The organism is Enterovibrio paralichthyis (genome assembly GCF_019209835.1).
GTDB lineage: Bacteria > Pseudomonadota > Gammaproteobacteria > Enterobacterales > Vibrionaceae > Enterovibrio > Enterovibrio paralichthyis.
The window spans coordinates 329,079-347,470 of the sequence record NZ_JAHUTS010000004.1 but is presented as its reverse complement, the minus strand read 5'-3'; the positions used below and the strand labels follow the sequence as shown (position 1 = coordinate 347,470).

Genomic DNA, 18,392 nt, shown 5'->3' with positions numbered 1-18,392 from the left:
CCTTGGCAAGGTTGCGCTCTACCAGCTGAGCTAGTGTCGCATTGGTTGCGGGAGCCGGATTTGAACCGACGACCTTCGGGTTATGAGCCCGACGAGCTACCAGGCTGCTCCATCCCGCGTCCGTATTCAATGTTCAAAGTACACTGACAAACTTTAAATTGGAGCGACACACGAGGTTCCCGATCTTCAAGGCTTAGGCGTGACCTCAACCTTGGTAAGGTTCCTTGCATATCACACTTTCGACGTATCGAAAGTTAAAATTTGGAGCGACACACGAGGTTCGAACTCGTGACCTCAACCTTGGCAAGGTTGCGCTCTACCAGCTGAGCTAGTGTCGCATTGGTTGCGGGAGCCGGATTTGAACCGACGACCTTCGGGTTATGAGCCCGACGAGCTACCAGGCTGCTCCATCCCGCGTCCGTATTTCACCGTTCTAGTACGATGACAACTATTCCCATATCCAAACTCTCTAAGGAGATTGGAGCGACACACGAGGTTCCCGATCTTCAAGGTTTAGGCGTGACCTCAACCTTGACAAGGTTCCTTGCGCATCTCACTTCCGACGAATCAAAAGTGACGAATTTGGAGCGACACACGAGGTTCGAACTCGTGACCTCAACCTTGGCAAGGTTGCGCTCTACCAGCTGAGCTAGTGTCGCATCATGGAGGCGCGTCCCGGAGTCGAACCGAGGTCCACGGATTTGCAATCCGCTGCATAGCCACTCTGCCAACGCGCCTTCGTTATCTCGCTTCGGTAAGTTGCCCTGCCGTCGCGGTATGGTCGGCATTCTACGGATTCGCGTGATCTAGTCAACACTATTTTTTGAAATAAAAGTGCGTTCGCTCAAAATCCGGTCAAAACCACCATAAAACGACCATTATGATGCAATTTCATCCTGAATAGGGTTCATTAAACAATTTTCCTGAACGTCAGATTGATTCGCGGAGCGTTTATTTTTGCCGTTTTAGGGACAGCATGCTGCCAATAAGTCTGGGTTTTACCTGCCATAATGAGGAGGGAACCGGAATTTAATTCAAATTCACGCTTTTCTCCCGAATGAAGATGGCGGAGTACGAAACGGCGCGGCTCACCAAAACTAAGCGATGCAATACTCGGTGTTTCGCCCAATTCGGATTCGTTATCCTGATGCCATCCCATGTAATCCTTCCCATCGCGATAAAGGTTTGCGAGGACAGAATTGTAATCCACCCCAGAAACCTCTTCACACTTCGCTTTGAGCGATAGCAATAATGATGGCATTAGGGCTGGTTTTAAATTCAGGCCAGAGTATGAATAAGCCTGCCCAAACCACGCCTGCAATCTAGGCTGCAATACATCCCGTCCGTACATTCTTATTGGCAACTGTTCCCAGGGTAAGGTTTCAGTGAGTTGGTGATAAAGAGATACTGCATGCGCTAGAGGAATAAATGCAGGTTCCCAGAACAATTTGCCATCCGGTATGTCAATCCACCCTGTTTCTCCGAAAAGTTCGCCTTGATGCATCCATCCCCCCCCCAATTCAGTTAACGGATCTCAAGATAACTTTTTACCCGGAAACAATCGAGACAGTCATGGTACGGAAAAAGGCGAAGCTTGGGTCTATCTCAACGTGATGGGTCGACGATGTCATGCCGCATACCGTTGACGCGGAACCAACCTGCAATGCTATATCTCTCCCGGTGAGTCGGCAGCACTTCATGAGGGAACTCTTCGGAGAGAAATACTAACAATCGCCCGGCCTTGGGCCAGAGTGTATGAAGATGGTTATCCTGGTGGTCGTAAATGACGATCTCACCGCCGTCTTCATCGGCCCACTCTTCATTCAGATACATCACTACGGTTAAGCGGCGATTGGATCGGCCTTCGAAGGCGTCCAAATGCTTTTGATAGAAATCGCCGATATCGTAACGCGCAAAATGGGCTTCGAATTCAAATAGCCCCAAGAAGAAGTGACGGTTAACCTCGTTTTTTATCACCGCCATTCGTGAAAAGAAGTCGTCAATTGCTGGATGCTTACCGCGTTCCAGCCAAATGATTTTGTCGCTGCGGATAGTTGTATTGGTATGGTGCCGCTGTTCTCGTCCGATGCCAGCAGGTTTCATATTTTCTGGAATGGCAGCGCGAAGCTGTTCTACTTCCTCTGCATTAAGAAAGTCATCCCATATGTACAAGCCATGGGTATGAAGTGCGTCTAATAACTTTTCCGTGTTCATTGTCAGCGCCGCAATATACAAGAGGTAGCGAATCTACCTCTTGTATCTGCGAAGTATCAACTCACGGATTTTTTAACGAAGATTTAAAAAAACTAATCGAGCCGGAACACCGCATTATTTTGCCAGCGCATCTTCCATCTTCGCTTTCCAGATAGCCATTGCCAGGGCTGGTTTGCGCAGTACTTTTGGTGTTGGGATCCATCCGTGGTCAATGCGTGAGAACACGTCGAAACGACCCGCCTGCCCTGCCATTGCTTCTGCAACAACACGGCCTGCAATGTTGGTCAGGCCCACACCGTGGCCGGTGTAACCGTGCGCGGTGTAAATGTCGTTACCCAAATGGCGGATTTCCGGCATGTAGCTGCGTGTGACAGCGAACATACCACCCCAGTGGTATTCCATCTTCACATCAGCCAGTTGTGGGAATACTTTCAGCATACGCTGGCGCAGACGTTCCTGGCTGTCAGGGTACTCACCATTAAACGGGTGATTCACGCCGCCAAACAGAATGCGGCCATCTGCGGTTGGGCGGAAGTAGTCGAGACAGTTGTTCAGATCCGACATTGCCATTTTGTTGGTGATCGGCTGGCGGTCGCCCAGTTGCTCGGTTACCGCAATATAAGAGGCAACAGGCAGCACTTTTGATTGTGCCTTGCGGTGCAGACCATCAAGGTATGCATTACAAGCCAGCAGAACCTGCTTGGCTTTTACACTGCCTTTAGCTGTTTTCACCGTGTTGAAACCAGCCCCTTTTTCCAGCTTGATCACTGGGCTGTTTTCATAGATCTCTGCGCCAACAGAAATCGCCGCCTGTGCCAGACCCAAGGTGTAATTGAGGGTGTGAACATGGCCGCTGTTTGGATCAAACAGACCGCCCAGGTAACGACGGGTATTGGCAACCTGCTCAATCTTGTCTGTATCCCACCACTCAGCCACTGGATAGTTGTAGCGGCCATGCTTAAGCTCATGCCAGGATTTCAGTTCTTTTTCCTGACCCTTATTCAGAGCCAGCTCAATGTAGCCTTCCTGAAAATCACAGTCGATGTTGAACTCGCTGATGCGCTCACGGATGATATCGATAGACTCTACGGAAAGATCCCACAGTTGCTTGCCCCACTCTGGACCATACTCTTCATCTACTTCACGCAGACCCAGACAGTAGCCCACCAGTGCCTGGCCGCCGTTACGACCTGAACCACCAAACGCAATGCGTTGACTTTCCAGCACAACAACGCTCAAGCCTTTTTTACGCAGTTCAATAGCTGCGTTAGTACCGGTCAAACCCGCACCGATAATACAAACATCCGCCTGAATATCTGAGGTCAGTTCTGGCTGCTCTGGCAGTACATTTGCCGTGGCTTGGTAGTAGCTGTCGATATACCCGTGTTCTTTCGCCATGTTGCGATTACATCCTAATAAAAACGGTTAATGTAATAAAAAATTTGGCGAATATTCGCACCTTGCCACACAAACGGCAAGGACATTGTCGCGGGTGTGATCAAACCACAAATTGTTACGAATTCTCCCTATCTTTTCATTGACTATTAAAACAATTGTTTTGATGATGCGCGCTCTATTTTTCAGCTTGGTATCTACCCAAACTACCTCAAGGTGCTTTTCGCTGAGAATGACGGTTTAAGCTGATGGTTCCTGCTTGTGGGCGGCGTTAAAGGATTGATGCCGGAGCAGTGCCTCTTAGGCCGTAGGCTATTCCCTGGGAGAGGGGGTCTGCGCCTTAAGGTAGTTTGGGTATACCGCTTAAGGACAATACAAAATGAACCAATATCTTAAAGGGGTGAAAGCGGCAAGCATCGCACTTACCGCAACTGTGTCTTTCAATGTTTCTGCAAACAGCGAAGTCCTGAACATCTACAACTGGGCAGAGTACATGCCTATGAGCGTGATCGAAGCGTTCGAGAAAGAATATGATGTGACAGTGAACTATTCGACGTTTGAAAACAACGAATCCATGTATACCAAGCTGAAGTTGCTTGACGGTAAAGGTTATGACCTTGCTTTTGCATCGACATACTTTATCCAGCGTATGAGCGACGAAGGCATGCTGGCGAAAATCGACAAGTCGAAGATCCCGCATGTCAAAGACATTATTCCAGGTCTGTTGGGTCAGCCATTCGACAAGAACAATGATTTCTCCCTGCCATACATTTGGGGTGTCACCGGTATCAGCTACAACGGCGACATCGTTGATGGCAGCAATGTGACCAAATGGGCAGACCTGTGGAAGCCTGAATTTGCTGGCCAAATCATGCTGCTGGACGACGTACGTGACGTGTTCGGTATGGCACTGAAAGCAAAAGGTTACAGCATCAATACCACTAACGAAGCGGAGATCGCTGAAGCATACGAAATGCTGAAAGATCTGCGTCCAGCGGTTGTGGTTTATAACTCAGATGCACCGCACGTACCATTCGTGACAGGTGAAGTGGGTATCGGCCAGCAATGGAACGGTAACGCTTACCTGGCAAAAGCGGAAATGGACACCATCGAGTTTGTGTACCCAGACGAAGGTTCCATCATGTGGATGGATAACTTCATCATTCCGAAAGGCGCAGAAAAAGTCGATTTGGCACATAAATTTATCGACTTCCTGTACCGCCCTGAAAACCAGGCCGCCATGGTTGAAGAACTGGGTTACCCAGCACCTAGCAGCCGCGCGAAAGAGAAACTGTCTGCTGAGTACACGGAAAACAACATGATTTTCCCTTCAGATGCGGATGTAGAAAAAGGCGAGTTCACTAACGATGTGGGCGACGCAGTAGCCATCTACAATAAATACTGGCAGCTGCTGAAAAGCTAATTAGCCCGCCAAGTTCACAAAGCCGTGGAATCTTCCGCGGCTTTTTTGTTTGTGCAGGACTCAGTTCGATTTGAAGAAAAGCAAATGGGCAGCGCTCAGTGAAATCGCCCCACGCACAATGGTTTTCAGCTGCTCGGCCGAGATTCGTGCAAACACCCGGTAACCGATATACATACCGATGAAAAGAGCAGGAAGACCGACCGCACTCGCCTGCAGGGTTTCAGTATTGATTAAACCCAACATCACCAGCCCGACGATTTTCAGGATGTTCATGATCATGAATGCCCAGACCCGCGTTGCCACATACGCCGATTTTTCCATTTTCTGTTCCAACAGGAACAGCCCCATCAATGGCCCTGCAGCATTGGCCAATACACCGACAAACCCACACAACCCACCAGCTATGCCCGCCGCATAACGGTTGGTGAAGATTGGGATTGGGCGGTAATCCAGCCAAACCGACAACCCCAGCAAGGTCAAAATCACTACCCCAAGTACGGTAGTGAATGTGCGCGGGTCAATATTGCCCAGCACATAAGTACCCAGCATCACACCCAGCGCACCAAAGGGAAGTAGCTTGGCCAGCACCTTCCAGTTGATGTTGTCGCGGTAAGTCATCACAGCAATCAGGTCAGTGAGAAGGTAAAGTGGCACAATCACGCCCAACGCTTCAGGCCCCGGATACGCAACCATCATCAAGGGGAGAATGATCAGCCCTAACCCACCGATCGAGAATTTAGAAAAGCCTGTCACCAGGCAGGCCAAAGAGATAAAGAGCCACGACCCATCCATTTGCAGCGTCCTTCTACCGTGACTCAATCCTGAGGACGGCCTTATGATTCATGAAGTTTCGTGATTACTTTTTCACGCAGGAGGAGTAATCTTCAGATTCTATCCCTTCGATCATAGATGTATTCAGGAAAGATAAGAATGATTGATTTTCGCTCAGACACAGTAACACAACCGGATCAAAAAATGCGCAACGCCATGGCCAATGCGCCAGTTGGTGACGATGTGTATGGTGATGACCCAACGGTCAATGAACTGGAACAGTGGGCAGCTGAGCGCCACGGTTTTGAGGCAGCAGTATTTACTGCTTCTGGCACACAGGCAAACCTCCTTGGCATTCTTTCCCACTGTGAACGTGGTGATGAATATTTGTGTGGCCAACAGGCACACAACTACAAATATGAAGCAGGCGGTGCGGCAGTGCTGGGCTCTGTTCAGCCTCAACCGATTGAAAACAACAAGGACGGTACGTTGTGCTTTGAAAAGCTAGCCGCAGCAGTGAAGCCAGATGACCTTCATTTTGCACGTACCAAACTACTGAGCCTTGAAAACACTATCGGCGGTAAAGTGTTGCCAATGGAATACCTGGCCAAAGCACGTCAATTTGCCAACACCCACAACCTGAAACTGCACCTGGATGGCGCCCGTGTTTATAACGCTTCTGTTGCACTGGATGTGGATATTAAAGAAATCAGCCAGCACTTTGATTCAATGACTATCTGTCTCTCCAAAGGTCTTGGTGCGCCGGTTGGTTCGCTGTTACTGGGTGATGCGGAATACATCAAACGTGCACGACGCCTGCGTAAAATGGTCGGCGGCGGTATGCGACAGGCAGGCATTCTCGCAGCGGCAGGCATGATCGCCCTTACCGAGAATGTCGAGCGCCTGAAAGAAGACCACGACAATGCGCGCTATTTGTCTGAAAAGCTGGGTGCCATTCCGGGCTTCAACACCTTTATCTACCCGGTGCAAACCAACATCGTCTACGCTGATGTTGCACCGCACATTAATATCCACGCCATTGCGCGTACGTTGAAAGACAAAGGCATCCTGATTTCACCGGGGCATAAAGCGATGCGTCTTGTTACGCACATGAATGTCTCCCGAGATGATATCGATGCCCTGCTCAGCGCGATTGAGCAGCAGCTTTAAGTACAAAATAAGAAAATCAGGGGCGGAATTCCGCCTCTGTTTCGTTTTAAAGAGATGAGGAAAACACTATGGCAGGCGCCAGCTTACTGACACTTCTTGATGACATCGCCAGTATCCTTGACGACGTATCACTGATGAGCAAGGTAGCGGCGAAAAAGACCGCGGGGGTGCTGGGTGATGATTTGGCATTGAATGCTGAACAGGTTACCGGCGTAAAGGCTGACCGAGAACTCCCTGTGGTGTGGGCGGTCGCCAAAGGCTCACTACTTAACAAGCTCATATTGGTTCCTGCCGCCCTGGCGATCAGTGCAGTCGCCCCTTGGCTGATCACCCCCCTACTGATGTTGGGCGGTTTATTCCTTTGCTTTGAAGGCGCAGAAAAAGTGCTGCACAGCGTCTTTCACAGCAAAGAAGACGACAAGCACAAAGAGGAAGTTAAAGACTTTAACGAGGTGACATTGGATGCCGCGCAGTATGAGGCTGACAAAATCAAAGGGGCAATACGTACCGATTTTATCCTCTCTGCAGAAATCATCGTCATAACCTTGGGCGTCGTCTCTGAAAGCAGTTTCCTTACCCAGGTTATCACCCTATTTGCTATCGCATTTATCATCACAGGCGGTGTTTACGGGCTTGTTGCCATCATCGTAAAAATGGATGATGCGGGGCTTTACCTCAGCAAAAAGCGCGCAGCCATTGCCCAATGGTTTGGGCGAGGGCTGCTCGCCTTTGCACCGTTCCTGATGAAATGCCTGTCGGTGATCGGCACAGTCGCCATGTTCCTCGTCGGCGGCGGCATTCTGACTCATGGCGTACACGTACTGTCTGAATTCATTACTGATGCAGCGCAGGAAACGGCACTTATCCCGAACCTCGGCAGCATTATTTCCGCTGTCCTCCCAACGCTGCTTCACGGCTTAATCGGGATAATAGCCGGTGTTGTCGTTGTCGCCATCGTGAATCTGATTAACTGGCTGAAACCCGAAAAAGGGTGATACCACACCGGAAAATGCGTACTACTACGGATTGCCGCCACTGCTAACTCCCCTTACTTTTTAATAAGGACAGAAACCAAAAGGGAGAACAGGAATGGCGGCAAAACATGTACTCATCACCGGTGGTGCCAGTGGCATTGGCTTTGGTATTGCCCAAGGCTTCGCGAAAGACGGTTACCGCGTCACGCTCTCTGACATCAACAAAGAAGCGCTCGACAGTGCCGTAGCGGAACTGGGCAAGCAATTCGATGTTGACGTCGCAGGCATAGAGCTGGATGTGACCAACTCAGAACAACTTGCTTCTGCGCCCGATCGTGTTTGCGCCCCCGTCGATGTTTTGGTCAACAATGCTGGCATCCAGTTTGTTTCCGCACTTGAACAGTTCCCCGAGGATAAATGGCGCCTGATCATTGATATCCTGCTGTGCGGCCCCGCTATGCTGACCAAAGCTTTCCTGCCACAAATGTACAAACAGAACTTTGGCCGTATCATCAATGTGGGCTCAATCCATAGCCTGGTCGCTTCACCTTATAAATCGGCCTATGTGTCTGCCAAACACGGCTTGCTGGGCTTTTCCAAAACCATCGCGCTAGAAAGCGCTGAGCATGACGTTACCATTAATACCCTTTGCCCCTCCTACGTAAAAACGCCGCTGGTTGAAAACCAGATTGCCGCACAAGCGCAGAGCCATAGCATTACCGAGGAAGAAGTGATTAACACGATTATGCTTAAACCTATGCCGAAAAAAGCCTTTATTGCTTTAAGTGAACTGGCTGAAACTGCATTATTTCTCTGTTCGCCCGCCGCCAAAAACATCACTGCGCAGGCAATAACCATTGATGGTGGCTGGACAGCCCACTGATCCGTCACACATCAACGGGCACTTTTTGCGCACTTGTTCACCTCATCAGGGGTGAATATAGTGCGCCAGCCCACATTGCGGACATCTCCCCTATTCTTTATCTCAAAATCAGTAAGTTAACAGCGCTACACTGAAAATAAGGATCATTTCTGTGTAAGGAGAGCGCTATGGCACAAACTTCTCTCACCAGTGACAAGCTCTATCGCACATCACAACTGAGCAAGCTCGACGTATCATCCACCAAGCATCTTGACCCATTGGAAGAAATCGTTGGTCAGGACAGGGCACGTCAAGCCGTCGAATTTGCCATGTCTATTAAAGAAAAGGGCTACAACATTTATGCCTTGGGTCAGAATGGCCTTGGCAAGCGCACCATGGTCATGCGCTATCTCAGCCGCCACTGGCAATATAACCATCCGATTTATGACTGGTGTTACGTCGCCAATTTTCAGGATTCGCGCTGTCCAACCGTCTTGAAACTGCCCGCGGGTAAAGGTATTCAGCTTAAAAAAGACATTGAAAAGTTGATGGCAAGAATGGGCAAATCCCTGCCGCTGGCCTTCGACAATGAGATGTACTATTCCCGCGCTGACATGCTCAAATCCCGCTTGAGCGAGCAGCAGGAAGGGGCACTGGCGACATTGAGTCAGGAAGCCAATAATCAGAGTGTTAGCCTTTCCATCACAACGACAGGTGAGTACCAGTTTATCGCCCTCAATGGTGAAGAGCCCCACACCGAAGACAGCTTCCTCGAACTGTCCGAGAAAGAACAAAAACGCTTTGATACCGTGATCCGCGAACTGGAAATTCAGCTACGTGGCATTATCCGCAAACTCACAGAGTGGGAAGAAGATTACGCAGAGAAGCAACAGAAGCTGGATGAAGACATCGCGACCGAGGTGGTCTCCCACCTTATTGTGCCGCTGATTGAAAACTACCGCGACCTGCCGCAGGTGAAGAAATACCTCAAAGCCATGCAGGCAGATATCCTCGAAAATTTGGATATTTTCTTGCAGGAAAGCGAAGAGCAGGCCGCCCTCGCCTACGCGGCGCTGGATAAAAAACTGCCTCGACGCTATCAGGTTAATGTGCTGGTCAGCCAGGAAGAAAATGTGCCGCCAGTGATCGTGGAAGACAGCCCTTCCTACCACAACATTTTCGGTTACGTTGAAAACGCGACGTACAAAGGCACCGTCTTTACTGATTTCTCGCTGATACGTTCCGGTAGCATTCACCGCGCCAACGGCGGCGTATTGCTGATTGATGCAGTCAAAGTACTCGAACGCCCTTATGTATGGGATGGCCTGAAACGCGCACTGAGTTCCCGTAAAGCCAACCTGAGTTCGCTTGAGCGGGAAGTGACCCTGAGCGGCACGATCTCCCTTGAGCCAGAGCCGATTCCACTGGATGTAAAAATCATCTTGTTTGGTGACTACCAGACTTATCGCTTGCTGCAAAACTACGATCCGGAGTTCAGCGAACTGTTCCGCGTGACCGCAGATTTTGAAGATGACATGCCGCGCAACGACGACAGTGAAATGAAGTATGCGCAGTTTATCTCCAGTATCTGTCACGACAGTAACCTGCTGCACTGCGACAAGGGTGCTATCGCCCGCATCATCGAGCACAGCAGCCGTCAGGCAGATGATCAGGACAAGCTCTCGCTGCACTCGGCAGACATCGCTAACCTGTTGCGGGAATCCAATTATCAGGCCAAATCCCTGGGTTCGAACCTTATCCGCGCATCGCATGTAGAAAAAGCGCTGGCCAGCCGCGATCTCAGGGTCAGCCGTTTACGCGACCACGTCATGGAAGGCTTTGTTACCGGGACAACCCTTATCGAAACCAAAGGCAAAGCTGTGGGTCAGGTAAACGCACTTTCTGTGCTGAGCACCAACGATTTCAGCTTTGGCGCGCCAAACCGCATTACCGCCACCACCTCGTTTGGTGATGGTGAAGTGCTGGACATTGAGCGCAGCGTTGAGCTGGGCGGCAGTATTCACTCTAAAGGCGTAATGATTCTAACGGCTTACCTTGCTTCACTGTTGGGTAAGCACGCTAAAATCCCGCTGACAACCCGCCTGACATTTGAGCAGTCATACGGTGGTGTGGATGGTGACAGCGCCTCAATGGCTGAATTCTGCGCCATCATTTCTGCCATTTCAGGCATTCCGCTCAGGCAGGATCTCGCGATTACCGGCTCGATGAACCAGTTTGGTCAGGCGCAGCCTATTGGTGGTGTGAACGAGAAAATAGAAGGCTTCTTTGATGTCTGCACCATTAAGGGCCCGAAATCAACTCAAGGGGTGATCATTCCTCGCTCCAACGCTCACAACCTCATGCTGCGAAAAGACATTATCCACGCGGTCGAAAAAGGGAAATTCCACATTTACGCCATTGACCATGTCAGCGAAGCGATTGAGCTTTTCACCAGCACGGTGGCTGGCAAACCGGATGCCCGCGGCAAGTTCAAACCAGACACAGTGCTACACATAGCGGCACGAAAACTTGATGAATTACGTACCAAAGCCGCTAAAAAGAAATGATTCGTAAACCCTCCAAACAAGAAAGCCGACGCGAAGTCGGCTTTCTCTTTAAAGCTTTCCATCAGCCATAGGCAATCGACGGCAGCCAGAGTATCAGTTGCGGCCAGAACACCAATACCACCAGCGCAATCAGCTGCAGGATGATGAACGGGATAACCCCTTTGTAGATGTCTATCAATCTGACTTCCGGCGGGCAAACGCCTTTGAGGTAGAACAGGGCAAATCCCACGGGCGGCGTCAGGAAACTGGTCTGCAGCGCCATCGCCACCAGCATGACAAACCACACCAGCTCTGGGTTATCCAGACCAGGATAAGTACCAATTTCAATGTCCAGCCCCATCACCACAGGTGCCAGCAAAGGCAATACAATCAGGGTGATTTCAATCCAGTCTAGGAAGAAGCCGAGCAGGAAAATCACCAGCAGGATAAAGGCGACCACGCCATAAGGACCAAACGGTAACGCTTCGAACGCACTCTCGATAAACTCATCACCACCCAACTCGCGCAGCACCAATGCAAAACAAGTCGCACCAATAAATATCGCGAAGATGTAGGCTGTGGTTTTATAGCTGTCGAGTAGCACTTCTTTCAGCACAGAGATGGAGAAACGCTTGTAATACATGGCCAGTACAATCGCACCGAACGCCCCCACACCGGACGCTTCGGTTGGTGTGGCAATACCGGCAAAAATGGAACCCAGCACAACGATGATCAGCATAAAGGTCGGTACTATCGCCTTGGCAACATCTTTCACCACGCCCCAGTCAACGCCCTTGGCATCGTCCGGCAAAGGTAAAGAATCCGATTTCACCATCCCCATGATCAGCAGATAAACGATATATATCGCCCCCAGCATCAGCCCAGGAAACATAGCGCCCATGAAAAGGTCACCCACTGACAATCCCAGCTGATCAGCCATGATCACCAACATGATGGAAGGCGGTAGCAGGATCCCGAGTGTACCAGCGGAAGCCACCGTACCCAGGGCAAGCGGCAGGTTATAACCTTGCTTCATCATTGCAGGCAGCGACATGGTGGCGAGCAGCACCACCGATGCCCCGATGATGCCGGTTGATGCGGCCAGGATAATACCAATTGCCATGACCGTGATGGCAAGACCACCATGAACACGGCCAAACAGTGCCTGCATGGCGTGCATTAGCCTGTCTGCCACCCCGGATTTATCCAGCATATTCCCCATGAAGATGAACATCGGCAAGGCCACCAATATCCAGTTGTCCATGATTTTGTAAAGCCGGTTTACCACCAGACCAAGGGTGGTGAAATCGAGCCCTGTCCAGGTATCGAGGTAGATATCGGCATAGTAGCCAATGAACGCAAAGGCGACACCGACACCACCCAACACCCAGGCGACGGGAATACCGAGAAACAGCAGGATAATAAAACTGCCAAACATCAACAGGACAAGGATCTCATTCGCTTCCATGGGAACCTCCCTGACGTAAAAGCGCGACGGCACGCAGCAGGCGCGCAAGACTGGCGAAGGCCAACAAGGCGGCACTGAAAGGAATGGCAGATTTAATTAACCACCGCCATGGCAGCCCGGAAGGTGCATTGGAACGCTCACCTACCCGCCACGCTTCATACACGAAATCAAGCGAGTGGATAAAGATGACGTACATAAATGGCCAGACGAAAAACAGCACAGTGATGATTTCAATCCACGCTTTGGCTTTTTCCGAAAAGCGGTGATAGAAAATATCGACGCGCACATGGGTGCCGGTAATTTCCGCGTACGAGAGGCCAAACAAAACACCAATGGCGTAGAGATGCCATTGCAGCTCTTCCAGTGCAATCTGGCCGTTGTGAAAGACTTTACGAAGCACTACCTGCAGGATGATTACCGCGACGAGGACCAGATAGCTCCAGGCAAACGTTCGGCCGACAACACGGACGACGTGCTCAATGCTGTCTGCCAGCGGTGATGCAGGCAGTGAGTGGGAGGGCTGGGTCATAACTCGCTCCTTCACCCATTACGATGGAAAAAGCGGGCAGCATCCTGCTGCCCGGAATTTTGCTTGTTTACTGGTTGGTACCGCGCGGCAGGAAGGCTTTTGACTCCCAAACCTGGTAGTTTTTACGGAACTCAGACATGTCATCCCACACTTTGGTGAAGTAAGGGTCTTTCTTCTGCTCTTCCACCACTTCCAGCCAGGTGTTCTCGAACAGGTTCAACATTTCATCGTTCCAGTAACGCAGCTCAACGCCTTGCTCCTGTGCTTTTTGCATCGCTTCAAACTGCATCGCCTCACCCTCGGCAATCGAGTTGGTCATGGACGCCATACACAGGGTTTCAATGGAGGACTGTTGGTCTTCGTCCATCTTGTTCCAGGTATCTTTGTTGATCAGTAGCTCAAACACCGTCGCCTGCTGGTGCCAACCTGGGAAGTAGTTGTACTTGACCACTTTCTGGAAGCCAAGACGTTGGTCGATCGCAGGTTGAGAGAATTCACTGGCATCAATCGCGCCTTTCTCCAGCGCCCCGAAGATTTCACCACCAGGCAGCTGAACCGTACCTACACCCAGTTTTTCCATTACCTGTCCGCCAAGACCGAAGAAACGCATGGTCAGCCCTTTCAGGTCTTCAGGTTTGTCGATAGGTTTTCTGAACCAGCCAGACGTTTCCGGAGAAATAATCGCGCAGGGAATCACCTTCACGTTGTAACCCGCTTCGTCATACATGCCTTGATACAGTTTCATGCCGTTGCCGTAGAAAAGCCATGCCATATACTCCGGCGCTTCCGGGCCGAAAGGTACTGCTGAGAACAGGGCTGCGGCTGGCATTTTGCCTTGCCAGTAGCCAGCTGTTGCGTAACCTGAGTTCACCTTGCCGCTTGAAACTGCGTCCAGAATTTCAAGCGGCGCAACCAGTTTACCCGGCTCATAAACCTTCATTTTGATGGTGTTGCCTGAGACTGGCTGAATACGCTCGGATACCCACTTGATAGGGGTGCCCAGCGCAGGCAGGTGTGTGCCGAAGGCAATAGGGGTTTTTAGCAATACTTTGTCAGCCAGCGCTGCGCCTGAAAAACAAAGTGTTGCCAATGCCGCTACTTTCAGTGTCGTTGTGGTTACCTTTTTCATTGTCTACTCCCTTAGGGTTGAGGCTTAGAGCACATTGAGACTGTTAAAAACTTGTTACCATCTAGACTAGAGTCGAGAAAACAAAAAAAATATCAGTTAGAAAACGGACTTAACGTCCATAGCACTGCGTACGCCCACTACGTAGTACTACGTAAATCACTCAGGAAGAGCCAAATCGCAACACTATGCTGACAAGAATATCAGGCACCAGTATTCCGCTTCGCTCCAAGCTGCTTTTGCTGGCTATGCTCCCTTTATTACTGATGTTCGGGCTGATTATCGGGCTTGTAGTGATTCAATCTGACAACCTGTCTAAGAATCAGGCCAACCTGATCCGCTCAGAAACGCTGGCGTCAAAAAAACAGGAATTGCTCCAGTACGTAGAACTCGCTCGCGCATCTATTGCGCCAATTTATGATCCCGCCGACGAAAATGACGAAACAGCAAAGCAGCGTGTCATCGATATTCTTAACAACCTCACCTATGGCGAAGACGGGTATTTCTTTGCTTACACTTATGACGGCACCAGTTTAGTTCTTCCTTACCAGCCGGAGATGGTGGGTAAAAATATCTGGGATGTTGAAGATTACCACGGGTTCAAACTGCTGCAGGCTTTGATCAAAACTGCCCAGCAAGGCGGCGGTTTTGTGGATTACTACTGGCACAAACCTTCGCGCAAAGAGCAGGTGAAAAAGCTCAGCTATGCCATTGGCCTTGAAAAGTGGGGCTGGATGGTGGGGACAGGTGTCTACATTGATGACATCGACAACCAGGTAGAGAGCATTCACGGAAAAATCGATGAGACGATCAGCAAGACCTTTATCGGTCTGGGTATCGCGCTAATCATCACTATCGGCATCATGGCGAGTCTCGCCACCAGTATTCACATCAATGCACGAGAACTGGCTGATAAAAAGCTTCAGGATCTGAACCGCCAGCTTATCGACTCACAGGAAGATGAACGTACCCGGGTTGCCCGTGAACTTCACGACGGTATTAACCAGATTCTGGTATCCGTGAAGTACCGGCTCGACAACATCCGTGAAGCCCACAACCAAAGCGAACGAGACGAAAATATTGCGCTGGGGCAAGCCACGCTGGATGAAGCGGTTCGTGAACTGAGGCGGATATCGAAAGACTTGCGCCCTGCCCTGCTTGATGATCTAGGGCTGTTGCCTGCCCTGGAAGATTTGGCAAAAGAAGTGACCCTGCGCTCGGGGATGGACGTAATTTTTGAGCACCACATCGATATGCGCAACGTGTCTAAATCGGCGGAAATCACCCTCTACCGTGTAGCGCAGGAAGCCCTCCACAACGCCGAAAAACATGCCCGCGCAAAAGCGGTCGACATGATACTTCAGGAAGAAGAAGGCGAAATTGTGCTCACTGTCGCAGATGATGGTATCGGTTTTGAAGAGCATAGTGTGGTAAATGGCAATCAATCCATGGGGTTGAAGAACATGCGTGAAAGGATTGAGAACCTTGACGGGCAGTTTTCAATCAGCTCTTTAATCCATCAAGGCACAGAAGTGCGTGCCATATTACCCATCGCCCATCCATCGTAGGCAAGGAAAGCCAAAGGAAAGGGAATATACCAGGCGGCATCAGGTTGTCTGGCTATAAGACAAGGAGAGACAAATGACCACGCTTTTACTTGCTGACGACCATGTGCTGTTGCAGGACGGACTGATAGAACGGCTATCCAAGCAGCCGCAGTTCAATATTGTCGGTGCTGCCAACGACGGCGACACGGCAATTGAACTCGCCCTGACACTCAAACCCGACATCCTGCTTACCGACATCTCCATGCCAAAGAAAACCGGGTTGGAAGTGCTTAATGTCCTGCATGAGAAAGCGCCGTCTATCAAGGTGGTGATCCTCAGCATGCACAACAACAAGGAGTACATCATGACCGCCATGCGTGGCGGTGCCAAAGGCTACGTGCTGAAAGATGTATCGTCCCAGGAGCTGGTGCAGGCACTTGATATTATCGCCGGCGGAGGTTCCTATTTCAGCGCCGGGGTGTCCGAGACCTTGTTGGAGGGAATGAACGAGCTGCAAAACAAAGAGCAGGAAGACAATGTCCCGACGCCCAGAGAGAAAGATGTACTGGTGTTAATTGCCAATGGTGCCTGTAATAAAACCATTGCGCGGGAGCTGAATATCAGTGTGCGCACCGTAGAAACACACCGACTCCGGGTAAAAAAGAAGCTTGGGGTAACTTCCACCGCCGGGCTGGTGAAATACGCCATTGAGCAGGGTTGGGTCGATGAAGGGAATAAGCCCTAAATAGGTCTTTCATTAACCATAACATACAGAAATATAATCAGATCTGTCTCATTTTTCGTATCATTACCGCGCATACGCTCTTCAAGTAGATTAATGTGTAAAACATGAATAGTTGAATGATGGAGAGTTGTTATGCATCAGGAACAATTCCCTGTCCCAGCATATCCAGATGTGACATTTCCCGGCATCTCGTTTGTTGACCTGACCAAACGCGCCCCCAATTACCTCAATACCGCGAAATGGTATGCACGGTTACTGATATCCGCTGCCTTTCTTGTACTGGCGAAAATTACGACCGTAACCTGCTACTACTTTGATCTTACTGATGACGTGTTTTTTGTGGCCACCATGGTCGTCACATTTATTCTCTACCTGATTTCCATGCCGGTGCTGACCAAGGCGTTTGTGCATTCCCCACCGGTGCGGGACAAAATGCGGGCATCACGCCGCAAGTTTTACCATTCCTCCCTTGCCAATACGCCGCTGCAGGATCGCCTCAACGTCGCCAATAATATCTGGGATGCACTGAAGGATGAGCAATGGACGCTTTGCATCAGTTACGCCCATACCAATAACAAAGAGCGCACCCTGTATTGTTGCCAGCAAATCGGCAAAATTGCTTCTGAAATCACCCAGACTGATCCAGATATTTTTTGCGATGCTATGCTTAAAACATCTAATAATCAAAGAGGTAGCCTGATGTACTTCTTTGACGTCCTGATCATGCTTGGCGAACACCAATTCCACCAAGAGAACGAAGAAGAGAAGAAAGTCCGCATTACTCAGCGGTTAATGATTGATGACTTTTTTACGCACCACTAGCCAAGCCCAACTTCGCTAACCCGGAGCGCGTATGAAAATAGTTTTGGTCACTGGCGGCAGCAGTGGCATCGGCCTTCACACTGTGCTGGCATTCCATGAAGCAGGACACAAGGTGATCACCTGCTCACGCAATGAAGAAAAGTGGAATCAGGCGCTTGCCCGTTTCCCTCAGCTTTCAGCCGTTGACTATCTCCCCCTTGATCTTCGCGATGTGCATCAGGTCGATCGCTTCTTTGGCTATATCCGCGAAAACTACGGACATATCGATATAGCGGTGAACAATGCCTCCCCTGCTCTGGAATCCCGTGGTGATTTCGAAACCCGCCCAATTGACGCCATTTACAGCACCATGATCAGCGATTACTGGGTGCCAGCACTTTGCGTGCGCTACGAGTTGCCTTTGATGCAGGACGGCGCTTCGATCGTCAACCTCAGCTCGGTCAACGGTATCAGGCCAACACCCAATGCCGCCATGTATTCCAGTGCCAAACACGGCGTTGAAGGCCTTACCCGCTCGGTTGCTGTTGAGGCGATTAAAAAAGGGGTTCGGGTGAATGCCGTTGCACCGGGCGTAACCTGGACACCGCGTTGGGAAAACACGGAAAAGGAGCTTGGCATGGCGTTGAAAGCGCAGGTTTCCCGTCAGGTGCCCAAAGGCCGATTCGCCACGCCGGAAGAAATCACTGACGCTATAATGTTTATGGCCTCAGACAAAGCAAACTACATTGTCGGCCATACCTTAGTTATCGATGGTGGTTTAAGCCTGACTTAACGCCATGAATAAAAATGAAAAGAGGCTG

At 50.3% G+C, this 18,392-nt stretch carries 16 protein-coding genes and 5 tRNA genes; 9 read left to right on the top strand and 12 right to left on the bottom strand.

What is annotated here, in order from left to right; translation table 11 throughout:
• Positions 1–42 precede the first annotated feature (42 nt).
• The 8 genes from KU854_RS07555 to KU854_RS07520 form a co-directional block, all read right to left on the bottom strand.
• Positions 43–119, bottom strand: a tRNA-Met gene (locus KU854_RS07555).
• Between the two features lie 143 nt (positions 120–262).
• A tRNA-Gly gene (locus tag KU854_RS07550) sits at positions 263–338 on the bottom strand.
• A gap of 2 nt (positions 339–340) precedes the next feature.
• Positions 341–417, bottom strand: a tRNA-Met gene (locus KU854_RS07545).
• 166 nt (positions 418–583) lie between these two features.
• A tRNA-Gly gene (locus KU854_RS07540) sits at positions 584–659 on the bottom strand.
• A gap of 4 nt (positions 660–663) precedes the next feature.
• Positions 664–737 (bottom strand) — tRNA-Cys (locus tag KU854_RS07535).
• Positions 738–910: 173 nt separating this feature from the next.
• Entirely contained in the window at positions 911–1,504 is a 594-nt protein-coding gene (locus tag KU854_RS07530) for an alpha-ketoglutarate-dependent dioxygenase AlkB family protein (RefSeq protein ID WP_218357806.1), read from the bottom strand.
• 101 nt (positions 1,505–1,605) lie between these two features.
• Complete coding sequence (locus tag KU854_RS07525; protein ID WP_218357804.1) at positions 1,606–2,214, bottom strand: 2OG-Fe(II) oxygenase; 609 nt, start codon at positions 2,212–2,214, stop codon at positions 1,606–1,608.
• Between the two features lie 114 nt (positions 2,215–2,328).
• Positions 2,329–3,612, bottom strand: coding sequence for an NAD(P)/FAD-dependent oxidoreductase (locus KU854_RS07520; protein ID WP_218357802.1), 1,284 nt, complete (start codon positions 3,610–3,612; stop codon positions 2,329–2,331).
• Positions 3,613–3,988: 376 nt separating this feature from the next.
• On the opposite strand from KU854_RS07520, the gene KU854_RS07515 reads away from it, so the two are divergent.
• The gene (locus KU854_RS07515) at positions 3,989–5,032 is read left to right on the top strand and encodes an ABC transporter substrate-binding protein (protein ID WP_218357801.1); all 1,044 of its coding nucleotides are present in this window, start codon (positions 3,989–3,991) and stop codon (positions 5,030–5,032) included.
• A 60-nt stretch (positions 5,033–5,092) separates the two neighbouring features.
• On the opposite strand, the gene KU854_RS07510 is transcribed toward KU854_RS07515, so the two are convergent.
• Complete coding sequence (locus tag KU854_RS07510; RefSeq protein ID WP_218357799.1) at positions 5,093–5,824, bottom strand: sulfite exporter TauE/SafE family protein; 732 nt, start codon at positions 5,822–5,824, stop codon at positions 5,093–5,095.
• A gap of 138 nt (positions 5,825–5,962) precedes the next feature.
• Between KU854_RS07510 and ltaE the strand changes: the two genes are divergently transcribed.
• From ltaE to KU854_RS07490, 4 genes are all read left to right on the top strand, one after another.
• A complete protein-coding gene (gene ltaE, locus KU854_RS07505) occupies positions 5,963–6,973 on the top strand; it encodes a low-specificity L-threonine aldolase (protein ID WP_218357797.1) in 1,011 nt (336 codons plus the stop codon).
• Between the two features lie 68 nt (positions 6,974–7,041).
• The gene (locus KU854_RS07500; RefSeq protein ID WP_218357795.1) at positions 7,042–7,968 is read left to right on the top strand and encodes a DUF808 domain-containing protein; all 927 of its coding nucleotides are present in this window, start codon (positions 7,042–7,044) and stop codon (positions 7,966–7,968) included.
• Positions 7,969–8,062: 94 nt separating this feature from the next.
• The gene (locus tag KU854_RS07495; protein ID WP_218357794.1) at positions 8,063–8,830 is read left to right on the top strand and encodes a 3-hydroxybutyrate dehydrogenase; all 768 of its coding nucleotides are present in this window, start codon (positions 8,063–8,065) and stop codon (positions 8,828–8,830) included.
• 167 nt (positions 8,831–8,997) lie between these two features.
• Positions 8,998–11,376, top strand: a complete 2,379-nt coding sequence (locus KU854_RS07490) for a Lon protease family protein (RefSeq protein ID WP_218357793.1) — start codon at positions 8,998–9,000, stop codon at positions 11,374–11,376.
• Positions 11,377–11,437: 61 nt separating this feature from the next.
• Here KU854_RS07490 and KU854_RS07485 read toward each other — a convergent pair whose 3' ends face one another.
• From KU854_RS07485 to KU854_RS07475, 3 genes are all read right to left on the bottom strand, one after another.
• The gene (locus tag KU854_RS07485) at positions 11,438–12,823 is read right to left on the bottom strand and encodes a TRAP transporter large permease (RefSeq protein ID WP_218357792.1); all 1,386 of its coding nucleotides are present in this window, start codon (positions 12,821–12,823) and stop codon (positions 11,438–11,440) included.
• Entirely contained in the window at positions 12,810–13,352 is a 543-nt protein-coding gene (locus KU854_RS07480; protein ID WP_054780639.1) for a TRAP transporter small permease subunit, read from the bottom strand. The genes KU854_RS07485 and KU854_RS07480 overlap by 14 nt, the downstream gene beginning before the upstream one ends.
• Before the next feature lie 67 nt (positions 13,353–13,419).
• Positions 13,420–14,481, bottom strand: a complete 1,062-nt coding sequence (locus KU854_RS07475) for a TRAP transporter substrate-binding protein (RefSeq protein ID WP_218357791.1) — start codon at positions 14,479–14,481, stop codon at positions 13,420–13,422.
• Positions 14,482–14,666: 185 nt separating this feature from the next.
• Between KU854_RS07475 and KU854_RS07470 the strand changes: the two genes are divergently transcribed.
• From KU854_RS07470 to KU854_RS07455, 4 genes are all read left to right on the top strand, one after another.
• Entirely contained in the window at positions 14,667–16,046 is a 1,380-nt protein-coding gene (locus tag KU854_RS07470; protein ID WP_218357790.1) for a cache domain-containing protein, read from the top strand.
• 73 nt (positions 16,047–16,119) lie between these two features.
• A complete protein-coding gene (locus KU854_RS07465; RefSeq protein ID WP_218357789.1) occupies positions 16,120–16,770 on the top strand; it encodes a response regulator in 651 nt (216 codons plus the stop codon).
• Positions 16,771–16,902: 132 nt separating this feature from the next.
• Positions 16,903–17,592, top strand: a complete 690-nt coding sequence (locus KU854_RS07460) for a hypothetical protein (RefSeq protein WP_218357788.1) — start codon at positions 16,903–16,905, stop codon at positions 17,590–17,592.
• Positions 17,593–17,623: 31 nt separating this feature from the next.
• Entirely contained in the window at positions 17,624–18,364 is a 741-nt protein-coding gene (locus tag KU854_RS07455) for an SDR family NAD(P)-dependent oxidoreductase (protein ID WP_218357787.1), read from the top strand.
• Positions 18,365–18,392: the final 28 nt, after the last annotated feature.